Source organism: Paenibacillus wulumuqiensis (assembly GCF_000971965.1).
Lineage (GTDB): Bacteria > Bacillota > Bacilli > Paenibacillales > Paenibacillaceae > Saccharibacillus > Saccharibacillus wulumuqiensis.
This window is the reverse complement of record NZ_KQ040795.1, coordinates 205,986-225,667: the sequence shown is the minus strand read 5'-3', so window position 1 is coordinate 225,667 and position 19,682 is coordinate 205,986. Positions and strand designations below refer to the sequence as shown.

19 protein-coding genes are annotated in these 19,682 nt (G+C 48.8%); 15 read left to right on the top strand and 4 right to left on the bottom strand.

The features are described 5' to 3' along the window. Nucleotides 1-47: 47 nt before the first annotated feature. The 5 genes from WH45_RS07745 to aguB all read left to right on the top strand — a co-directional run bounded on the left by WH45_RS07745 (nt 48) and on the right by aguB (nt 4,055). Nucleotides 48-929, top strand: a complete 882-nt coding sequence (locus WH45_RS07745; RefSeq protein WP_082096599.1) for an alpha/beta fold hydrolase — start codon at nt 48-50, stop codon at nt 927-929. 227 nt (nt 930-1,156) lie between these two features. Then, complete coding sequence (locus WH45_RS07740) at nt 1,157-1,357, top strand: cold-shock protein (RefSeq protein WP_017813974.1); 201 nt, start codon at nt 1,157-1,159, stop codon at nt 1,355-1,357. A gap of 190 nt (nt 1,358-1,547) precedes the next feature. After that, on the top strand, nt 1,548-1,772 hold the full coding sequence (locus WH45_RS07735) for a cold-shock protein (RefSeq protein WP_046213817.1): 225 nt from the start codon (nt 1,548-1,550) through the stop codon (nt 1,770-1,772). A gap of 249 nt (nt 1,773-2,021) precedes the next feature. Beyond that, the gene (locus WH45_RS07730) at nt 2,022-3,050 is read left to right on the top strand and encodes an agmatine deiminase family protein (protein ID WP_046213816.1); all 1,029 of its coding nucleotides are present in this window, start codon (nt 2,022-2,024) and stop codon (nt 3,048-3,050) included. A 126-nt stretch (nt 3,051-3,176) separates the two neighbouring features. After that, nucleotides 3,177-4,055, top strand: a complete 879-nt coding sequence (aguB, locus tag WH45_RS07725) for an N-carbamoylputrescine amidase (protein WP_046213815.1) — start codon at nt 3,177-3,179, stop codon at nt 4,053-4,055. A 107-nt stretch (nt 4,056-4,162) separates the two neighbouring features. Here aguB and WH45_RS07720 read toward each other — a convergent pair whose 3' ends face one another. From WH45_RS07720 to WH45_RS07710, 3 genes are all read right to left on the bottom strand, one after another. Next, entirely contained in the window at nt 4,163-4,342 is a 180-nt protein-coding gene (locus WH45_RS07720; RefSeq protein ID WP_046213814.1) for a FeoB-associated Cys-rich membrane protein, read from the bottom strand. Nucleotides 4,343-4,442: 100 nt separating this feature from the next. Continuing rightward, nucleotides 4,443-6,476, bottom strand: a complete 2,034-nt coding sequence (feoB, locus tag WH45_RS07715) for a ferrous iron transport protein B (protein ID WP_046213813.1) — start codon at nt 6,474-6,476, stop codon at nt 4,443-4,445. After that, on the bottom strand, nt 6,473-6,718 hold the full coding sequence (locus WH45_RS07710) for a FeoA family protein (RefSeq protein WP_235338314.1): 246 nt from the start codon (nt 6,716-6,718) through the stop codon (nt 6,473-6,475). The genes feoB and WH45_RS07710 overlap by 4 nt, the downstream gene beginning before the upstream one ends. Before the next feature lie 272 nt (nt 6,719-6,990). On the opposite strand from WH45_RS07710, the gene WH45_RS07705 reads away from it, so the two are divergent. From WH45_RS07705 to WH45_RS07675, 9 genes are all read left to right on the top strand, one after another. After that, entirely contained in the window at nt 6,991-7,848 is an 858-nt protein-coding gene (locus WH45_RS07705) for an aldo/keto reductase (protein WP_046213811.1), read from the top strand. 1 nt (nt 7,849) lies between these two features. Then, nucleotides 7,850-8,350, top strand: a complete 501-nt coding sequence (locus WH45_RS07700; RefSeq protein WP_046213810.1) for an SRPBCC family protein — start codon at nt 7,850-7,852, stop codon at nt 8,348-8,350. 35 nt (nt 8,351-8,385) lie between these two features. Next, nucleotides 8,386-8,544 (top strand): hypothetical protein, encoded by a 159-nt coding sequence (locus WH45_RS23565; RefSeq protein ID WP_156075152.1) that lies wholly within the window; start codon nt 8,386-8,388, stop codon nt 8,542-8,544. Next, nucleotides 8,545-8,847, top strand: a complete 303-nt coding sequence (locus WH45_RS07695) for an SRPBCC family protein (RefSeq protein ID WP_052723670.1) — start codon at nt 8,545-8,547, stop codon at nt 8,845-8,847. Nucleotides 8,848-8,945: 98 nt separating this feature from the next. After that, nucleotides 8,946-10,391: a hypothetical protein gene (locus tag WH45_RS07690; RefSeq protein WP_152663508.1), complete on the top strand. Its 1,446-nt coding sequence runs from the start codon at nt 8,946-8,948 to the stop codon at nt 10,389-10,391. 95 nt (nt 10,392-10,486) lie between these two features. Then, nucleotides 10,487-12,541, top strand: coding sequence for a DUF2207 domain-containing protein (locus WH45_RS07685; RefSeq protein WP_046213808.1), 2,055 nt, complete (start codon nt 10,487-10,489; stop codon nt 12,539-12,541). 157 nt (nt 12,542-12,698) lie between these two features. Beyond that, entirely contained in the window at nt 12,699-12,860 is a 162-nt protein-coding gene (locus tag WH45_RS23735) for a hypothetical protein (protein ID WP_200897667.1), read from the top strand. A 268-nt stretch (nt 12,861-13,128) separates the two neighbouring features. After that, nucleotides 13,129-16,608, top strand: coding sequence for a PAS domain S-box protein (locus tag WH45_RS07680; RefSeq protein WP_052723669.1), 3,480 nt, complete (start codon nt 13,129-13,131; stop codon nt 16,606-16,608). Next, nucleotides 16,605-17,375: an NAD-dependent epimerase/dehydratase family protein gene (locus WH45_RS07675; protein WP_046213807.1), complete on the top strand. Its 771-nt coding sequence runs from the start codon at nt 16,605-16,607 to the stop codon at nt 17,373-17,375. Before WH45_RS07680 ends, WH45_RS07675 begins: the two co-directional genes overlap by 4 nt. Before the next feature lie 129 nt (nt 17,376-17,504). On the opposite strand, the gene WH45_RS07670 is transcribed toward WH45_RS07675, so the two are convergent. Beyond that, nucleotides 17,505-19,100 carry a methyl-accepting chemotaxis protein gene (locus tag WH45_RS07670; RefSeq protein WP_046213806.1) on the bottom strand — a complete coding sequence of 532 codons (1,596 nt, stop codon included), beginning with the start codon at nt 19,098-19,100 and terminating at the stop codon, nt 17,505-17,507. A gap of 251 nt (nt 19,101-19,351) precedes the next feature. Between WH45_RS07670 and WH45_RS07665 the strand changes: the two genes are divergently transcribed. After that, the gene (locus WH45_RS07665) at nt 19,352-19,633 is read left to right on the top strand and encodes a GNAT family N-acetyltransferase (RefSeq protein ID WP_046213888.1); all 282 of its coding nucleotides are present in this window, start codon (nt 19,352-19,354) and stop codon (nt 19,631-19,633) included. Nucleotides 19,634-19,682: the final 49 nt, after the last annotated feature.

Below are 19,682 nucleotides of genomic sequence, written 5' to 3'. Positions count from 1 at the left end.
ATGCACATAACATCCAATATTCAATATCGATCAGGGAGGCGCAGACTATGACTACTTTTACGACACCGCTGGAGATTGAACATCATACGATCGCTACGAATGGAATCCATCTGCATGTAGCCCAGGCGGGTCCGGTTGATGGACCGCTCGTGATCCTGCTGCATGGATTCCCCGAATTCTGGCATGGCTGGATGAATCAGATCGAGGCACTTGTCGCCGAAGGGTACCGGGTATGGGCGCCTGACCAGCGCGGTTATAATCTGAGCGACAAGCCGCAGGGCATCGAATCGTATACACTGGATGTACTGGTGGATGATATCGCCGGTCTGATCCGTTCGTCCGGCCGTGAACAGGTGGATATGATCGGTCATGACTGGGGAGCGATTGTGCTGTGGAGACTGTCGGAGCGTTATCCGGAACTGATCCGTCGTCAGGTCATCATGAATGTGCCTCATCCGGCAGTCATGATGGACTTTTTGAAAAGCCATGCCAAACAGATGATGAAGAGCGCCTATGTATTCTTTTTCCAGATTCCCGATCTGCCCGAGAAAATTCTGGCGGCCAAGGATTGGAAGCGCCTGACCGGTATGCTGCAGCAGTCTGCCAATGAGGGGGCATTTTCCGAAGAGGAGCTGGATCTGTACCGCGAAGCCTGGTCACAGCCGGGAGCCGACACAGCCATGCTCAACTGGTATCGTGCACTCATGCAAAAAAGACCCGAGATTTCCGATACGGCGATGATCACGGTTCCGACCCGAATGATCTGGGGGTCCAATGATCAGGCGCTGAGCAAAGAAATGTCCGATCTGAGCATCCGCAAGTGTGTAAATGGAGAATTAATTCATCTGGATCACTGCACACATTGGCTCCATCATGAAGATCCAAAGCGCGTTAATACCTTGATATTGCAGCATTTGAAGTACGATTAACGGGATTCTAAAAATAAAATTACAAAAATTACCTTATAGTCATTGTTTTTCTTCAGGTTATGGGTTATAATAAGAATATCGAAATCGTGACCTGAACTCACATATTGTAGAGGGTTATTATTTTGAAGGTTTATAACCTTGTACAATATGTGATTTTTCTATTTTATCGGATGTATTTTCCTCTGAATAAAGAAGGTCATGTAAATTTAATTTTGGAGGTATTCCACATGCAAACAGGTACAGTAAAATGGTTTAACGCAGAAAAAGGTTTTGGTTTCATCGAGGTTGAAGGTGGCAACGATGTATTCGTTCACTTCTCCGCTATCCAAGGTGACGGCTTCAAAACTTTGGACGAAGGCCAACGCGTAGAATTCAACGTAGTTGAAGGAAACCGTGGACCACAAGCTGAAAACGTTGTAAAACTGTAATTCAGCTAAGAGACGCCCTTAACGTTTGTTAAGGGTGTTTTTTTATTAAGCAAGCCCATGTATTTCTATGAGCTGGATGATACGGTATTTCTTACTGTTGTTATATTATTTATCGGTAGTACTCCGTGTACATTGAATAGATGGACGCAAATACTAGCGAAATATTGATCAAGCTCTGGGAGGGGACTACATGTACTATTCACGGAAAAATCCATTGCAAGAAATTCCTACAGAAATGACTGAGATCTGGGTATGCACGGATTCGGAATGCAATGGCTGGATGCGTAACGATTATGCGCTCGCAGAAGAGCCGGTTTGCTCACAGTGCAAGTCACCTATGACCCGAGGCCAGAAAGAGCTGCCTGTTCTGGATTATGCGTATTCCAGCAAGGGGAAAGCCGCTAAAAAGAAATAATATTTTGGCACATAGGATCATATACACGTACCACTTTATTGAGAGCATCTGAAGAGGCTCCGGTAGGGTGGTTTTTTGTTTGTGTACAGAAACCATATTCCTTTACATAAAATTTGCGTAAATCACTTTACAACGTGTACAGGTGTTGTATGATATAGTTTGTTCCAATGAATCATAGAATTGATAAAGCCGGTGAGCGGTTGATCGGAAGGCATGACCTATACCATATGAATAAGGTGAATAATACGAATGAAACCAATTGATTTGCAATATAAGATGCCTGCCGAATGGACAGCGCATGAACGTACCCTGCTATCCTGGCCGGTACAGGACTCGATGGTGTATCCGGAAGATTACGAGAATGTATGTAAAGGATACCAGGAGCTGGTGAGTGCGATTGCCGAGTTCGAGCCGGTCACACTGGTCGTGAATCCGGAAGATCTGGAGGCGGTTCAGCCGCTGTTCGAAGGACTGGCTGTGGATTTCCTGCCACTGGAGCATAATGATGCCTGGCTGCGTGACAATGGCCCTACCATCGTCGTGAACGAAGCTGGAGAACGTGCCGGTATCAACTGGGGATTCAACGCCTGGGGCGGCAAATATGAGCCATGGGATCTGGATGATGCGGTAGCCCCAGCGGTGTTGAAGCATCTCGGTATGCGTCAATTCGATGCTCCGCTCGTACTCGAAGGCGGCTCGATTCATGTGGATGGCGAAGGAACCATGCTGACCACCGAGGAATGCCTGCTGAATACCAACCGTAATCCGCAGCTGTCCCGCGAGCAGATCGAACAGCATGTTAAGGATTTTACCAATGTAGAGCAAATTATTTGGCTGAATCGCGGTCTGGCTGGTGACGAGACCGATGGTCATGTCGACAATGTCGCTTGTTTTGCTGCGCCGGGTAAAGTCATTCTTCAGGTATGCAACGATCCTGCCGATGATAATTATGAGATTACCCAGGAGAATCTGCGTATTCTCGGCGAAGCGACAGATGCACGCGGGCGCAAGCTGGAAGTGATTCAGATCGAACAGCCGCCGCTGGTCATGTATGGCGAGCAGCGTCTAACCCTGAGCTATCTGAATTTCTATTTTGTAAATGGCGGCATTATTCTGCCGGTATTCGGCGGCACTGCCGAAGAAGCGGACCGCAAGGCGATTGAAGTGCTGCAGCAGACATTCCCGGATCGCAAGATTCGTACAATTGACGGAATGGCGGTTATCCGCGAAGGCGGCAATGTACACTGTACGACCCAGCAGATTCCGGCAGGCAAGTAAGCGCCGGCAGATACTGTTTTATTTACAGACAACCATAACGGTATATATAGAAACAACAGCGTTCATGCTCTGCCCAAGACAGCAGTTGTGAACGCAATCCACTCCGGAAAGGATGAACCCACTATCATGAGAAATGTAAAAGTAGCAGCTACCCAAATGAGCTGTTCTTGGGATATTGACGAGAACATCCGCAAAGCAGACCGCCTGGTACGCGAAGCGGCGGCACAGGGTGCACAGATTATTCTGCTGCAGGAACTGTTTGAGACGCCGTATTTCTGTCAGAAGGAAAAAGCGGAATATTACCAGTACGCTACAGAGCTGGAGCATAACAAAGCGATCAATCATTTCCGTGCAGTTGCCAAAGAGCTGGATGTGGTGCTGCCGATCAGCTTTTATGAGAAGAAAAACTATGCGCGTTACAACTCACTCGCTGTGATCGATGCAGACGGCGAGATTCTGGGTCGTTACCGCAAAAGTCATATTCCGGATGGTCCGGGCTATGAAGAGAAGTTCTATTTTAACCCTGGAGATACCGGATTCCAGGTATGGGACACCAAATATGCCAAAATCGGCGTAGGCATCTGCTGGGATCAATGGTATCCGGAAGCGGCGCGCTGCATGGCACTGATGGGCGCAGAGCTGCTGTTCTATCCGACAGCGATCGGCTCGGAGCCACAGGATACGTCCATTGATTCCAAAGATCACTGGCAGGCGTGCATGCTTGGTCATGCAGGCGCCAACCTGATCCCTGTTATTGCCTCCAACCGGATTGGCAAGGAAGAAGACGAAGATTCTTCGATCAACTTCTACGGTTCTTCCTTTATCGCCGGCCCGCAGGGCAACAAAGTCCAGGAAGCCGACCGCAGCAGCGAAGGTGTACTGGTGGCCGAGTTCGATCTGGATCTGCTGGAGACCCAGCGTCTGGAATGGGGCATTTTCCGCGACCGTCGTCCGGATCTGTACCAGATGATCGCCACGTACGATGGCGAGCGCCGAATCAAGTAATGGATATATAAAAGCAGGCTGTAGATCATAAGGTATGATGATCTACAGCCTGCTTTATTTGGTTTGGGAGGTATTCTGAGTAAATAGATAAATTCAACTCAAAATCACTACTTGGTACCAGTTAATTCGGGCTTGGCCATCGATGGCTGTTCAGTGGTACAGCAGCCAGCGCACGTTCGCGCTGCCGGGCAGCTCGTACAGGCGCCCTGGCGGCTTTTTTGCCAGAAGCGGTAAAACATCCAACCTGCATACAGCAGGATCAGCGGCAGCAAAATCCAGTTAATCATAAATAGTCCCTCTTTTCCTTTTCTAGACGCCAGCAAAAAATCCCAAGCCGTATGCCCAAGCTGGACAGGGCAGCTTGAAATAGGCTCATCATCCATGAAATCAGGAATATCCGATCAGTCGACCCAGCTGGTAAATCAGCAGGGCTGCGATATAGGCGGTTATCAGCGCATACAGAATGGAGAATCCGGCCCATTTCCAGGACTGGGTCTCCTTGCGAATGACACTTACTGTAGCGAGGCAAGGCGTATACAACAGAATAAATACCATAAAGCTGAACGCCTGCAGCGCTGTAAATGCACTGCCCAGCTGTACACCCAGTCCCTCCATCGTCGGCGCATGATAAATAATATTCATCGTAGAGACGACCACTTCCTTGGCCATAAATCCGGTCAGCAGCGCAGCGACCGCCTGCCAGGTGCCAAATCCGATCGGGTCCAGTAGTGGAGCGAACAGCCCGCCGATCGCAGCGAGCAGGCTGTGATCCATGTCAACGCCATATCCCTGCATGCCCAGATGAGACAGCAGCCAGATCGCCACCGAACCGGCGAGGATAATCGTACCAGCTTTGTGAAGGAAGCCTTTGACCTTTTCCCATGTGCTGCGGAACAGCGACAGCGGCTGCGGTACACGATATGGCGGAAGTTCCACGAGAAAGAACGATTTTTCACGGGCAAATAGTGGACTGTGGGAGAACAGCCGGGCCAGCCCGAGCGCGATGATCATGCCCAGTACATACATCAGCATAACGACCACGGCCTGATGACTGGCAAAAAATACCCCGGCAAACAGGATATAGACCGGCAGCCGGGCAGAGCAGGACATGAGCGGTACGAGCAGAATGGTCAGCAGGCGTTCCCGCCGCTGCTCAATCGTGCGGGCAGCCATGATCGCAGGCACATTGCAGCCAAACCCGATAATAAACGGGATAAAGGCTTTGCCGTTCAACCCTACATACTCCATCATCCGGTCCATCAGCAGCGTAATACGCGCCATATAACCGGAGTCTTCCACCAGGGAAATCATCAGAAACAAAATGGCTATCTGCGGCATGAACACGAGTACTCCGCCCACACCGGCGATGATGCCATCGACGATCAACCCTTGTGTAAATGCCGAAGCACCGGCCAGCTGAAGCAGGGAAGTGGCACCACTGCTGACTGGCCCGGAGATTAGCGCGTCGATCTGATCCGCCAGCAGATTGCCTGCCCAGTCGAAAGTCAGCTTGAATATAGTAAACATCATCAGCAGGAAGATCGGAATACCGAGCAGCGGATGGGTCAGCACAGCATCCATCTTCTCGGTGAGCGTCCTGCTGTCTGCTCTGCTATGATCGGCGACCTGGCTGTACAACCGGGCGATCCATTCCGTACGAACCCGGCGCAGCTGTTCGGAAGGAGTGATATCTGCTCCACCGGCGGCCAGCTGCTGTTGACACTGCTCTGTCTGCTGCCGGATAAAGTCAGGTGTAAGCAGGGAAGCGGCATATTGTTCTACCACCGGATTGCTTTCCAGCAGCTGCAGGGCGACCCAGCGCGCATACTGAGGCGTACGATCCGGCAGTGCAGATTGAATCGCTGTTGTGAGCTGCTGCAGCGTATGTTCGATGACTTTGCCATAATCCAGTCGAAAAGGAATATCATCCGCCGTGGAGTCGGTACGAAGAGCAGCAATATGCTGCAGCAAAGCACGCGTCCCTTGACCCGAGCGGGCGATAATCGGAAGCACGGGAATGCCCAGCTGCCTGGATAGCCGCTGCTCATCAATCAAGATTCCCCGACCGCGTGCGACATCGATCATATTCAGGCCTATGACCATGGGACAGCCATATTCCAGCAGCTGAACAGTCAGATACAGATTGCGCTCCAGCTGTGAAGCATCCACAATATTGATCAGGCTCGCAGGCGGTTCGTCGATCAGAAAGCGGGAAGTCACCCCTTCATCCAGAGAGAGCGGATGCAGCGAATAGGCACCGGGCAGATCGACCAGCAGCGCGGATTTGTCGCGCAGGGTGCCGACCTTTTTCTCGACGGTGACGCCGGACCAGTTGCCGACGCTGGCATAGGAGCGGGTCAGCTTGTTGAACAGGGAAGTTTTGCCGGTATTGGGATTGCCGAACAGGGCAATAATATTCATGAAACGGTAACCTCCAGCAGCCGGGCTTCCCGCTGGCGCAGACCGATAAACTGTCCTTTGTATTCGATAATGACCGGACCGCCCCAGAGGCCGCGGCGGGTAATGGAAATCACCGTACCTTCACGAACGCCCAGGTCCATCAACCGCCGTCGCAGCAGCAGATCTACACCGGCGAGAGAATGGATGCGGACCGAGTGACCGGATGGAATGGAGGCTAACTGCATAGATGAACAGAGATACACGTTCTCATCTCCTTATTGAGAATGATTATCACTTTTAGATGAGTGTAAAATAACATAAATATCCGCTTCTTGACTATGACGTATCTCTCTTTTAGCTATTCTCCTGTAAAGGCAACAGATTCATCATGTTTTCGGTTCTTCACCAGTCCATAACGGTTAATGGTTAGATAGGGAACACCGGCAGTATAAGCCGGAAGCCGACATAGCGTTATCCAGGCAAAAAAATATAAAAAGCCTATCATAAACAGCCAAGTAGAGAGGAGCTTCCACCGATGAATAACGCACGCTATATTACGTTAAAAGATGGAACACAGCTGCCTGCCATTGGGCAGGGGACGTGGAATATGGGAGATGATCCTGCTCGCAGAATGGAAGAGATTCAGGCGCTTCAGTATGGACTGGAACTCGGAATGACCGTGATCGATACGGCAGAGATGTATGGGGAAGGACGATCTGAATCCCTGGTCGGTGAAGCGATCAAGGGACGGCGGGATGACGTATTTCTCGTATCCAAGGTATATCCGCACAATGCTGGCGGCGAGCGGCTCGTGAACAGCTGTGAAAACAGCCTGCAGCGTCTCGGCACAGACCATCTTGACCTGTACCTGCTGCACTGGCGCGGACAGATTCCGCTGCACGAGACCGTAGAAGGCATGGAGAAGCTCGTCCAGCAGGGCAAAATCCGCCGCTGGGGCGTCTCCAATCTGGATGTCGAGGATATGAATGCGTTGTTCAGCCTGACAGACGGCAAGAACTGTGTGACCAATCAGGTACTGTACCATCTGGGATCACGCGGGATCGAGCTGGATCTGCTGCCATGGCAGCAGGAGCACCAGATGCCGATCATGGCTTATTCGCCGCTGGCGCAGGCAGGTACGCTGCGCCGGGAACTGCTGTCCCATCAGGTGTTACAGGATATTGCGGAGCAGCAGGGAGCGCATCCTTTTCAGATTATGCTGGCCTGGTGTATTCGCACCGGCAACGTCATGGCGATTCCCAAGGCGTCCAGCCGTGAACATGCGGAGAGCAACGCCGGAGCAGCTGCGATCGAGCTGACTTCGAAGCAGCTCGATCAGCTGGACCAGGCATTTGCCGCGCCGTCACACAAAGTACCATTGGATATGATTTGATATGGCACACCACTATCTGTTCGTCAGCAGTTGGAAGATCAGTACACCGAGAGAGCAGTTATGGGAGCTGGCTGATCATATTGAAGACATTGAATTCTGGGACAATGTAGACTTTGAAAAGATTGAACAGGGCAGCGGGCCCGAAGGCATCGGCGATGTATTTCGCTGCACATTCAAGACCAAGATGCTGCTGCGGCTATCGATCCTGCTCAAAGTAACAGACAAGCAGAAGCCCGACCAGTTTACACTGGAGGTCGAGGGTCCATTATCTGGTACTGGTACATGTTTTATGAGCAAATCGGGCGATGGCCGCTCTACCCATCTGCGCTGTGAATGGAAAGTGCGTATCGACCATCGTATGCTGCGAGCCGCCAACCGGTTCATGCGCCCGGTGTACATCTGGAGCCATGACAAGGTGATGGACGAAGGCGTATACGGTGTAGCCAGACAATTGAATGCGGAAGTTACGGACACTCACCATGAGACTACAATATACCGCTAATTCCCGGCAATGAACGAGATCATGGAGGGTTGAGAATGGGGAAGTACCAGTTTACGGACAGCTGGCTGCTGAAAGCAGCAGTGTCAGACGTATGGAATCTGATCAGCAACTTTGAGCAGATTGACTGCTGGCAGGGCGTTTCATTTTATCGGTTGCAGGATACCGGACAGGCATCAGGAATAGGCGATGCCTAGTTGATGAAAATGAAGACCAAGCTGTGGTACAGCCTGTCTTTTCGTTTTTATGTGACAGAGAAGGAAGAGCCCTATCTGATCCGGCTGAAGGCATCCGGTGATCTTAAAGGTCATGGAGTCTTTCGGCTGGAGCCGATTGGGGAGTGCACCCGGCTGCATTATTATTGGGAAGCCGAGCCACGCAAAGTCTGGATGAAATGGTGCGAGCCTTGGATGAGGCCTTTTTTTATCTGGAATCATAACCGGGTCGTACGAGAAGGCATCGAGGGGTTATCCGATTATCTGGGTACCCGGCTGGTGTGAATCTGTCTTTTATGGAAATTACCACAATTTATGAAGCAAATTCCGATACTATAATAAGGTAGCCGGTATTTGAATTTATAAATTGGGAAGTGGAAAATTTGCTGAACAAGATAATTATAAGTATATGTCTGTTAGTGATCGTTGGTGTGAGCGGATGGTTGGCAGGATCGGAGTATGCTAGGGGTTCTGCACATCTGCTCGGCAGCGATAACCAGTATAAAAAAGAAATATATACATATATCACCGCAGAACAGTCCGATTCCGGAATCGGTTTTATCGTGGAGGATCTTTATCAACATGCCGGAGATTTGCACAGTGTACTGCTGTTTGTTCTGGGTACATTGCTGTTTGGCGTCATCATTTGTCTGGTAGTCCAGCTGATATTGCATTGTTGGAGTACTTTTGCAAAAGATACTAGGATCTATGCACGGCTGGTACAAATGGATTTGCTGACCATCAGTCTTTTATGGCATGGTGAAAACCGACGCTGGATTCATCTTGTTGCCAGCCTGTTCTCTATGTACCAGCGCGGATTGATCACCATGACACGCATTTACGCTTCACCCGCCTATCGCAGCCAGCCTTTGAACCCGGGATATACTTTATGCATGGACAGGAAGGATAGGGATGATCGTGCATTTCGAGCAGATGAACTGTATCTGCTGAAATGGTTGTTTACAGAAAATAATGGCCAGCGATTTATTCTGGATTCCCTGCTTGGATCAGACTTGACTGCAGCGCAGGGCAAAAAACAATCTGCACGCCGGAAGAAGAAAAATCCAAAAAAATGGCGCGGGTGGACAAGAAGGCTCAGTTTCAAGCATCAGCTGCTCTTACATCTAACCCCACTGAAGCTCACCCGATTGGCAACCATTACGAGCATTGTTATTTCTGTAAGCTTGATGCTCTGGATGATGAATGTTTATACGCTGCATAATACGTACATGCAAATTATCGCTATATGGCTGATCATTCTGGCGCTGCTAGCCATTCTGTTATCACATAAGCCGCTTGTATTTGCTTTGTATGCATTTGTGGCAAGCCTATTTAGCTCTGCGCTGCTGGGATTGAACGAGTTATCGGTGCTGTTGCTGCTGGTACACATGGCTATGCTGCTAGGATGTTATATATTCAGCTATACCGTAAAAGGAGTCGCTACCAGAGCTGTAGCAAAATGGCGCAAACAGATGATGCACGGAGGGTATGCGAGCAGAAGTGAAGCAGGCTTGCTGGAAAAGATGCTGCAGGCCAGTATTCTACTTGATGTAGCGAGGGAGTTTGTATCGACTCATCCGATCCTGAAGCTTCACCAGAATGCTACTTCTTTGCTCTCCAGGCCCTTGACGACTGCCTTGATTGTAAGATATACATTAGATCAGCTGGAGCCTGCTCCGAAGCGAATAACAGAGCAAAGATCGACAGCTTCTGCACATAATCCTTCGGCGGGAAATGCCGCTGATTATTATAGCAGCAGTGATTCTTATACAAGTTGCGATAATGACAGCAACGATTCATTCAGCGACTCCTCTGATAGCAGCTGTTGAAACTAACGGTGAGCAAGCTAAATAGTAGTTACACAAAAAATAATCTGAATAATATGAAACAAGCAGAAATCAGAATTATAGATTGGAAGTGCGGCATGAATCATTCTGTGAAGCTGTATATACGGATACTGTTGATTCTGGTATCTGTTTTTATACTGAGCGGCTGGAGTCAGCCAAACGAGAAGTCCTTTACTATTAATCAGGTGGATATTCGGGCCTATTTGCAAAATAACGGGGATATGTATGTGGAAGAATTGTATACATATTCATTTTCCGGAGAATTTAATGGAACAGTCCGTACGATTGGACATGATGGATATAAACAAACAGAATTTTTCAAAGCCTACCAGATGACTGATGGACAAACATTGGAACATATAACGGCACAGGAATTGAAAAAGGCGATTCCGTTGCATGTGGAAAGTACTGATTATTCTGATATTACAGAATACCGGATATTTACTCACTCTGTGAATGAGAGTAAGAAAATACTGTATCGTTACCGATTAAACGGAGTCGTGCAAAAGCATCAGGATATTGCACAATTTTATTGGAGATTTTTTGATCAGCAGAATCCCAGTGATTTGAATCACTTGACTATTCACGTTGTTCTTCCCAAGCAGACAACTGCAGAACCGTTTTCTTATTATATGGAAGATAGCAACCATGGCAAGTTGAGTTTAGAAAATAATCGTACTATTGTGTATCATAATGATCTGCTGCCGGCACGGTCCTTATCACAACTGCGGATACTGTTTTCGCCTGAGTGGGTTCCGGCTATGCCATCTGATCGCTTGTATATGAAAAATGAGCTTATGAATACAGCATATATTAGTGCCAATCAATATATGATAAGAGAAAGACATCTATATTTGATTACTGTGGCAGCCGGATTTGCAGCTTTTCTTCTGTTGGGTGTGTCTGTTGTATGTTTATTCATTCGGATTGCTTACTGGTTCCGGCAGAAGCGAATGAAAAACCTTTTGGAGCAGCTATCACAAATAGACTTGTTGGATCTATCCTGTTATTTCAATAAACGAAGAATCAAAAGAGAAGACATCATCGCCGGGCTGCTGTCACTTTACCAAAAGAAAATTATTACTGTCAGCCAGATTCCATTGCAAGAGAGATTCCGATCCGAGCCAGGCAATCCATCAATCACTTTAAAATTTCACCGTCTTGTGCATAATCATAATGGTCTATCGGCAGACGAAATTTACTTGCTGGACTGGCTGTTTATTGAAGAAGATGGATATACATTCACTCTGGATTCTATTTCGGGACCAACTATGGATGAGAATCAAATACATCATATACAAATGTACAAGGAAAAGCTGAGCCAGTATCAAAGTAAACTGCAGATATGGAAGCAAAAGGTACTGGAATCAAGGAAATTGCCGAGAATTAAAAATAACGATAGACGCAAATATCACCTGATTATAATGATGTGTGTTTTTACTTCTCTCATGGTCATCTGGCTTGTTATTGCCGCTACCATGTCTTTGGAACCCGTTTTGATCATAGGTATCCTGCTGTTTGTTATGAGTCTGATCATGACGCTTTTGTATCGAAGCCGGATTGCAGCCTTGATTTACATGGGAATTATTACTTGTATGCTTTGGAAGGCTGCTGCAGGTGAGAGCCTGCTAATATGGACCCTTACAATCTTGTTTATGAGTGTATTGTTATGCAGCTACATTCTGCCCATATACTGGAATCGAGGGGCCAACCAGACGATTCGGCAATGGAAAAGCCAGCTTATTCAGGGCGAATATAAGGCAGTACGTCATCCGGAAAAATTGGAGATGATGCTGCAAATAAGCATAATTCTTGGAATTGGTGAACTGTTCGTAAAAAGTCATGGCGAAGCATTGAGCGCAAGTCGTTCGAATCACAATTATCCGCTTCTTGCTGTCGGTGCAGATGCTGTATCGACGATCAATTATACGTATCAAACCCTATCGCGGATTACTGATGATTTTGATGAGTATAACAATGATATGTCTTCTTCCGACGATTTGTATTATTCCTCTTCGAACTATCATTCTACGTATCACAGCCATAGAACATACAACAGTTCTTCCAGCGATAGCGGTTCCTCCGGTGACTCTTCTGGAAGCGGGGGTGGCGGAGGAGCGGGTGCATTTTGATTGTTTATAGTCTTATTTTATAGTGGAGGCATCTTTCATCGTTTGTTTACATCAGGTTAAAATAATGTTTACTTTCTGTAGAGAAGGGTAAATTGTAGTTAAGCAACAACGCGAAGAAGAAAGCAAAACAATTGAACATCTAAGGAGGAAAAACATCATGACTGGAAGAAAAGCTCTATGGACGACAATTGGACTCGGTGCTGTATATCTTATGCGTAACAAAGGTGCACGTGACAAAGTAATGACTCAGGTTCGCAATATCTCAGGTTCCATGCGTCAGCGTAAAGGCACGACAACGACAACTACGCTCAATCAATAATCAGACAAGAGATAATTGAAGTCTAACCTGTTCTGTTCCGGTTGTACTCCAGCCGGGCAGTGAGGTCATACGCAAGACACTGGTGATGCACGAATTGCAGCGCCGGTGTCTTTTTCATTTGCAGCTTTGTTGTACCCAACATTTCATGGAAGAAAGATAGCGCGACACTATTCGGTTATCCAATATAAGGGTAATTTGCAGTATATACAAATTGTCAAGAAAATATAAAGAAGAATCCGGGCGAGTGGTGTTATTGGAGGGGAATAATGTGATTAATCAATCAGGACATGACCGAATAATTTACGAACATATCTATCATGCTGCCTCTATAGGGATTGCAATAATTGATCCGGAGAACGGTACGTGGACGCAGGTGAACCCTGCGCTTTGCCAGCTGCTGGGCTATGAAGAGAGCGAACTGTATGCGTTGCATGAAGAAGATCTTGTTCACCCGGCAAGTCCGACCACCTATCCATACCCGACCATTGCATCGGAAGCGGCTGTCTCCAAGGGGGAACCGTACTGTACCCGCAAATACTATAAACACAAGCTCGGATACATGCTGCAGATAGGCGTCGAGGTCTCTACCGTATACGATGCAGCGGGACGGGCCGTATATCATATTGCACAGTTTCAGGAAATTAAACCGGTTAGTCGCCATGCGTATTTGACCGGTATTGACCAGGAAATTTATCGTCTGATTACGGAAAATGCCAATGACCTTGTCTCTTACAGTACGCCGGATGGAATTCTGCGTTATGTGTCGGACTCTTTTTATACGGTGCTGGGCTACACACCCGAAGAGATGATCGGTCAGAGCCGGATGCAGTACTATCATGCTGACGATTCGGCAGGCATGATTGCCAGCGGTCAGGGTTATCTGGATCAGGGCATGACGACCCGGAGACTCAAGCACAAAAAGGGCTATTACCTGTGGTTTGAAATTTCCTTCCAGGTCGTTCGCGATGAGCATGGCGAAATTACCAAGGTGCTCGGAATCGGTCGCAATATCAATGACCGCAAAAAGTACGAAGACAGTCTGCGTGAAGCCCAGCGGATTGCGCATATCGGCTCGTGGGACTGGGATATGTCTACAGACCGGATTACGGTGGGCAGTGAGACACAGGAGCTGTTCAGCTACATTTTCGAATATACCGATGTACCGATCGAGAAAGTCCGGGAGATCGTGCATCCGGAAGACCTGCCATCCCTGCAGGCCAAAATCCGCCAGTCCATGCAGACCGGAAGCAACGGAGAGGGTATATTCCGTGTCCTGCTGGAAGACGGATCGGTCCGTTACCTGCAGTCTCACTGGAATGTCACAACCGATCATCAGTCCCAGCCGGTTCAGATTATCGGCATGACCCAGGATATTACTCCTCGGATCGAGATGGAGGAGCGGCTCAAGCAGAGTGAACGTCAATATCGGCTGATCTCGGAGCAATCGCTGGACTTTATCTCCCGTCATTCTGTGGAAGATGCTGTATATCTGTACTGCTCCCCTGCCTGTTACAACATACTGGGCTATCAGCCGGAAGAATTGGAAGGAAGCCCTAGTCTGGATTATGTGCATCGGGATGATGTGGATGCGGTCAAGGAATACATGAGTCTTCATCTGGCCGGCGAGCAGACGAAGCCTGTCATTTATCGGCACCGTCACAAATCCGGGGGATATGTCTGGCTGGAAGCATCCGGCCGCTATATCCATGATGAAGAAGGTCAGGTCAAAGAAATGATCTCGATTGCGCGGGATATTACCGAGCGTCGTCAGGCTTCTTTGCTGATTCAGGAAAGCGAGCAGCGATACAAATCGCTGTTTGATTATAACCCGGCCAGCGTATTTTCCTTTGATACCCAGGGCAGATATACGACGATCAACGCACAGATGGAGCAGTTGATGGGTCGCTCGGAAGAGGAGCTGATCGGCAGATCCTTTGAGTGCTTTATCGCTCCGGAAAGTATATATGATACGGCAGAGCATTTTGAACATGCCCTGCACGGCGAGCCGCAGTCGTACGAATCCGAAGTAGTGGTCAAAGGCGGCCAATACCGCAGGATCAGTGTCGTTAATCTGCCGATTGTGGTCGATCAGCAGATTGTGGGCGTCTATGGTATAGCCACCGACATCACGGAAATGAAACGTCATATGGAGCAGATCGAGAAGCTGGGCAATGAGTATACATTGATCCTCAATTCCGTATCGGAAGGCATTTTCGGTCTGGACAATGAGGGCCGGGCGACATTCATTAACCCGGCAGCGACCCGGATGCTCGGATTCAGCACCCGTGAACTGGCCGGTCAGCTGCTGCTGGATATGTTCCAGCTAACGCATGCGGACGGCACCACGTACACGCCGGAAGACAATCCGATCGACCAGGCGCTGCGGGAAGGCACGTCGTATGAAGAACAGGAAGCGATTTTCCTGCGCAAGGATGGTTCCAGCGTCCTCGTCTCCTACCGGATCACCCCGATCTGGGATCGCGGCCAGCGCAAGGGAGCCGTCGTTGTCTTTAACGATATTACCAATGAAAAGCAGATTATCCGGGCCAAGGAACTGGCCGAACGGGCAGATCGGGCCAAGTCGGAATTCCTGGCGATTATGAGTCATGAGATCCGGACACCGATGAATGGCATTATTGGCATGACCGGTCTGCTCGCGGATACGCCACTGGATGAAGAACAGCGCAGCTATATCGATATTATTCGCGACAGCAGCGATTCCCTGCTGCATATCCTGAATGAAATACTGGACTTCAGCCGGATCGAAGCGGGTCGAATGGTACTTGATCATGAACCGATCCAGCTGACGAACCTGCTGGACAGCGTGTTCGATCTCTTCTCTGCACGTGCTGCCGAGAAAAGGATCGAGCTGAATTATCATACCGATGATCAGGTTCCATCGACTATTATCAGCGATGTTTCCCGGATGCGTCAGGTGCTGGTCAATCTGATCAGCAATGCCATCAAATTCACTGATAAGGGCAGTGTCAATCTGTCAGTATGCCAGCTGGAACGTCGGGCGGATGAATGTGTACTGCAGTTCGAGGTCAGCGATACCGGCATCGGTATCTCCAGCGATAAGCAGGGTCTGCTGTTCCAGTCCTTCTCCCAGCTGCATCCGGCGATCAACCGCAAATATGGAGGTACCGGACTGGGACTCGCCATCTGCAAAAAACTGATTGAACTGATGGGCGGTACGATCAGCGTAGACAGCGAAGAAGGCATGGGTTCCACTTTCCGCTTTATCCTGCCTCTGCAGTACATTGTGGAAGAAGAGATCATGGAAGCTGCCAAGAATTCCGCCATCAGCGAGCAGAAAGCCTATACGGGCAGCAGCGGCAAATATGGATCACTGCGCATTCTGATTGCTGAGGATCATCCGGTCAATCAGAAGCTGATGCAGGAAATGCTGCGCAAGCTCGGTTATCAGACGGATATTGCCTACAATGGCCGGGAAGCGGTAGTGGCTGCTCTCACTCATCCGTATGATCTAATTTTTATGGATATCCAGATGCCCGAGATGGATGGCATCGAAGCGACCATAGAGATTCGTAGCCGCCTGCAGCAGCATGAGCAGCCGGTCATTGTCGCTACGACAGCATTTGCCCGTGATGAAGATCGTCAGATGTGTCTGAATGCAGGGATGCAGGACTTTATCAGTAAGCCGCTGCGCCAGCAGGAAATAGACCGTATTCTCAAGGAATGTGCATATCATCTCCAACAACTGGACCAGGGAGGACTACTATGAAGCGCAAATTACTCATTACCGGAGCTGGCGGCCGCATCGGCAGCGCGCTCTATCAGGGACTGAAGGAAGAGTATGATATCGTTGCGACGGACGTAGAGGCGAATGAGGCAGAGGGAATTCGGAAGCTGGACATTACAGACCCCGAGCGCATTGAGGAAATGATGCAGGGCGTGGATACCATTTTGCATATAGGCTGGCAAAAGGACAATGACGATTTTCTCGGCGTCGCTCTGCCGGTCAATGTCACCGGAGCGTACCATCTGTATGAAGCCGCCCGCAAAAACAGCGTTCGGCGCCTGATCTTCGCCAGCTCCAACCATGCGACCGGCTTTTACAAGGTGGGTGAAGAAGTGGATGTGAATGACCCCTACCGCCCGGACAGCATCTATGGACTGAGCAAATGTTATATCGAGCTGCTCGGCCGACTGTATGCGGATCAGCATCAGCTGTCTTCATTTAATGTACGTATCGGTAATTTCCCCGGTGATGATCGTCCGCATTCCCAGCGCGCCGCTCATATCTGGATCTCGGAGCGGGATATGGTGCAGCTGATGCGCTGCTGTATCGAGGCGGATGACAGCCGCAAGTATATGAATATGTACGGTACATCCGCCAATACGGATAATTATTATGACATTGCCTATCTGGAGCAGGAAATTGGCTATAAGCCGCAGGATGATGCCGCCGAGCTGCTTGCCGAAGAGGAGCGCCGTCAGGGAGAGATTCCGCAGGATGAGACGATTTATCAGGGCGGCCAGCAAGAATAGGGAGCAGAGAAGAGTATGAACGATGCATATACAAATAAGCCTGTCCATTCCCGCCAGTTCTGTTGATCAGAACAGTGGCAGGAGCAGACAGGCTTATTATTATTGGAAAATGCGCAGAGAGTACATGAATTAGATTTTGAAAATGGACACGGAATCGTTCAGTTCTTCGGCCAGCTTGGCGAGAGAGTGGGAAGAAGCTGCTGTCTCTTCGGCAGCTGCAGCAGACTGCTCACTGGCAGCCGCGATCGATTCGACAGAGAACATGACTTCATTGGCCTGAGCCGATTCCTGCTCGCAGGCAGCCGCAATATCATTCACGCGAATCGCCGAATCATTGACCATATGAATGATTTTTTGGAATGAATCTCCGGTCTGGGTTGACTGTTCGACGCTTTGCTTCACCGAAGATACGCTGTTCTGGGTGTTTTTTTGCATGATTTTGATGATGCTGGAGATCTGCTTGGTAGCGTCCATGCTGCGCTCGGCCAGCTTGCGGACTTCATCGGCTACTACGGCAAATCCTTTGCCTTGCTCTCCGGCACGGGCAGCTTCAATCGCGGCATTCAGTGCCAGCAGATTGGTCTGATTGGAAATGTCGTCGATCACGCTGATAATCTCTCCGATTCGCTGGGAGTCTTCCTCGAGGCGCTGCATGGAACTGTTCATATTCTGCATGCTGATCATGGACTGGTCCACGACCTTGCCACCCTGCTGGGCCATTTCCAGCGTTTTGTTGGATAGCTCTGCTGTCTCGGTAGCACTGCGAGCGACAGAATCGATAGCCGCCGACAGCTCCTTGAACAGTTCAGTAATCGCTGCAGAAGATTCAGCCTGAGTGTTGCTGGTATTGGCAATCTCTTCTGTAGTGGCAGAGATTTCTTCGGAAGCCGCCGCCACGCTCTGGGAGGATAGGGAAATGCGGGCGATCAGATCGCGCAGATTATCCGCCATCGTATTGACGGAAGCAGACAGCTGACCGACTTCATCACGGGTGTCGATATCGGACTTGCCGCTAAGGTCACCGGCTGCAAACCGGGAGATCAGTGCCGACAGCTTTTTGAGTGGACTGGAGATCATATGGGCAATCCAATAACCAAGCAGCAGGCTGAAAATGACAGCAAAAATCAGAATAGCGATGGTCAGCGTCTTGGCATTATGATAAGCATTATTGGCATCTGCACTGGCTTGTATAGCCAGCTTGGCATTATATTCAACCAGTCCATCGAGAATGGTACCCAGCTCATCACCGGCCTGTTTGAGAGTGTTATCCTTGAATTCGATAAAAGCGGCTGTGCCGGCAGCACCGGGCACCTGTGCCAGTTTGGTTGCTTGATTATACAGTTCAATATATTTGGCATAAGCGGCAGCGAATTGAGTAAGTCCTTGCTGCTCGATCGGTGAGTTGGCGAGAGGGGCATAAGTTTTGATATTGGCATCAATGCCAGTTTTGAACTCAGCCATTTTGGCGAGATAGGTCTGCTGCTTTTCAGAGTCTGTTGTTGTATTGAGATCACGGACAGCTATTCTCAGACGCTGATAATAGATTTGCACATTCATCAGATTCTGAACGGACACCAGATTATTGTCGGATATTTGGCTGGTTCGTTCGCTGCTTTGCTCCAGATTGCGAAGACTATATATGCCAAAAGCAATCAGTACGAGCACAATCAGAATAAAGGAAGAGATGATCTTGGCAGATGTTTTAAGATTATGGAACCATTTCATAAGGTTACCTCCATTAGGATACATAAGATTCAATATATATTTCGACGTCAGTAAAAATATGGTAATAGGTATAAAGTACTAAATGTATTTATTTTACATATAAGGAATTAAGAAAATAATTACGAATAAGGAGGATTAATTAGCCAAAAACAAAGAGCAATCGTGCCAGCCGTAAGATAGCGGATTGTTTCTGAATGATGAATTACGGGGATAAAAAAGATATCTGGCTTATTACGGAAGGAGCGAAAATAATGCAAAAAATTGTGGAGAATGATAAAGGATTCGTAATGGAAGTTGATGGAGAACCCAAAGCGGAGATCGGGTTCGGACCGTATGATGAGCAGTCGATCATTATCGATCATACCTTTGTATCGGAAGAGCTGCGTGGTCAGAAGGTAGGCCAGCAGCTGGTGCAGCGTGTAGTGGATGTGGCGCGCGAGCAGGGCAAGACGATTGTACCGGCCTGTTCCTATGCACTGGCACAGTTCAAGCGCAATGAAGAATATCATGATATCTGGCGTCAGGATACGTAAATAACGGCCCAATTGCAAAAAGTTCAAACTGTTGTCACCAATCCGCTTA

Bases quoted from the DNA above. Each gene is read 5' to 3' on its own strand.
- WH45_RS07670 (WP_046213806.1), bottom strand. From the start codon at position 19,100: ATGAAATGGTTCCATAATCTTAAAACATCTGCCAAGATCATCTCTTCC.
- WH45_RS23565 (WP_156075152.1), top strand. From the start codon at position 8,386: ATGGGGAAGTACCAGTTTACGGACAGCTGGCTGCTGAAAGCAGCAGTG.
- WH45_RS07700 (WP_046213810.1), top strand. From the start codon at position 7,850: ATGGCACACCACTATCTGTTCGTCAGCAGTTGGAAGATCAGTACACCG.
- WH45_RS23735 (WP_200897667.1), top strand. From the start codon at position 12,699: ATGACTGGAAGAAAAGCTCTATGGACGACAATTGGACTCGGTGCTGTA.
- WH45_RS07705 (WP_046213811.1), top strand. From the start codon at position 6,991: ATGAATAACGCACGCTATATTACGTTAAAAGATGGAACACAGCTGCCT.
- WH45_RS07685 (WP_046213808.1), top strand. From the start codon at position 10,487: ATGAATCATTCTGTGAAGCTGTATATACGGATACTGTTGATTCTGGTA.
- WH45_RS07735 (WP_046213817.1), top strand. From the start codon at position 1,548: ATGTACTATTCACGGAAAAATCCATTGCAAGAAATTCCTACAGAAATG.
- aguB (WP_046213815.1), top strand. From the start codon at position 3,177: ATGAGAAATGTAAAAGTAGCAGCTACCCAAATGAGCTGTTCTTGGGAT.
- WH45_RS07745 (WP_082096599.1), top strand. From the start codon at position 48: ATGACTACTTTTACGACACCGCTGGAGATTGAACATCATACGATCGCT.
- WH45_RS07720 (WP_046213814.1), bottom strand. From the start codon at position 4,342: ATGATTAACTGGATTTTGCTGCCGCTGATCCTGCTGTATGCAGGTTGG.
- WH45_RS07665 (WP_046213888.1), top strand. From the start codon at position 19,352: ATGCAAAAAATTGTGGAGAATGATAAAGGATTCGTAATGGAAGTTGAT.
- WH45_RS07730 (WP_046213816.1), top strand. From the start codon at position 2,022: ATGAAACCAATTGATTTGCAATATAAGATGCCTGCCGAATGGACAGCG.
- feoB (WP_046213813.1), bottom strand. From the start codon at position 6,476: ATGAATATTATTGCCCTGTTCGGCAATCCCAATACCGGCAAAACTTCC.
- WH45_RS07740 (WP_017813974.1), top strand. From the start codon at position 1,157: ATGCAAACAGGTACAGTAAAATGGTTTAACGCAGAAAAAGGTTTTGGT.
- WH45_RS07675 (WP_046213807.1), top strand. From the start codon at position 16,605: ATGAAGCGCAAATTACTCATTACCGGAGCTGGCGGCCGCATCGGCAGC.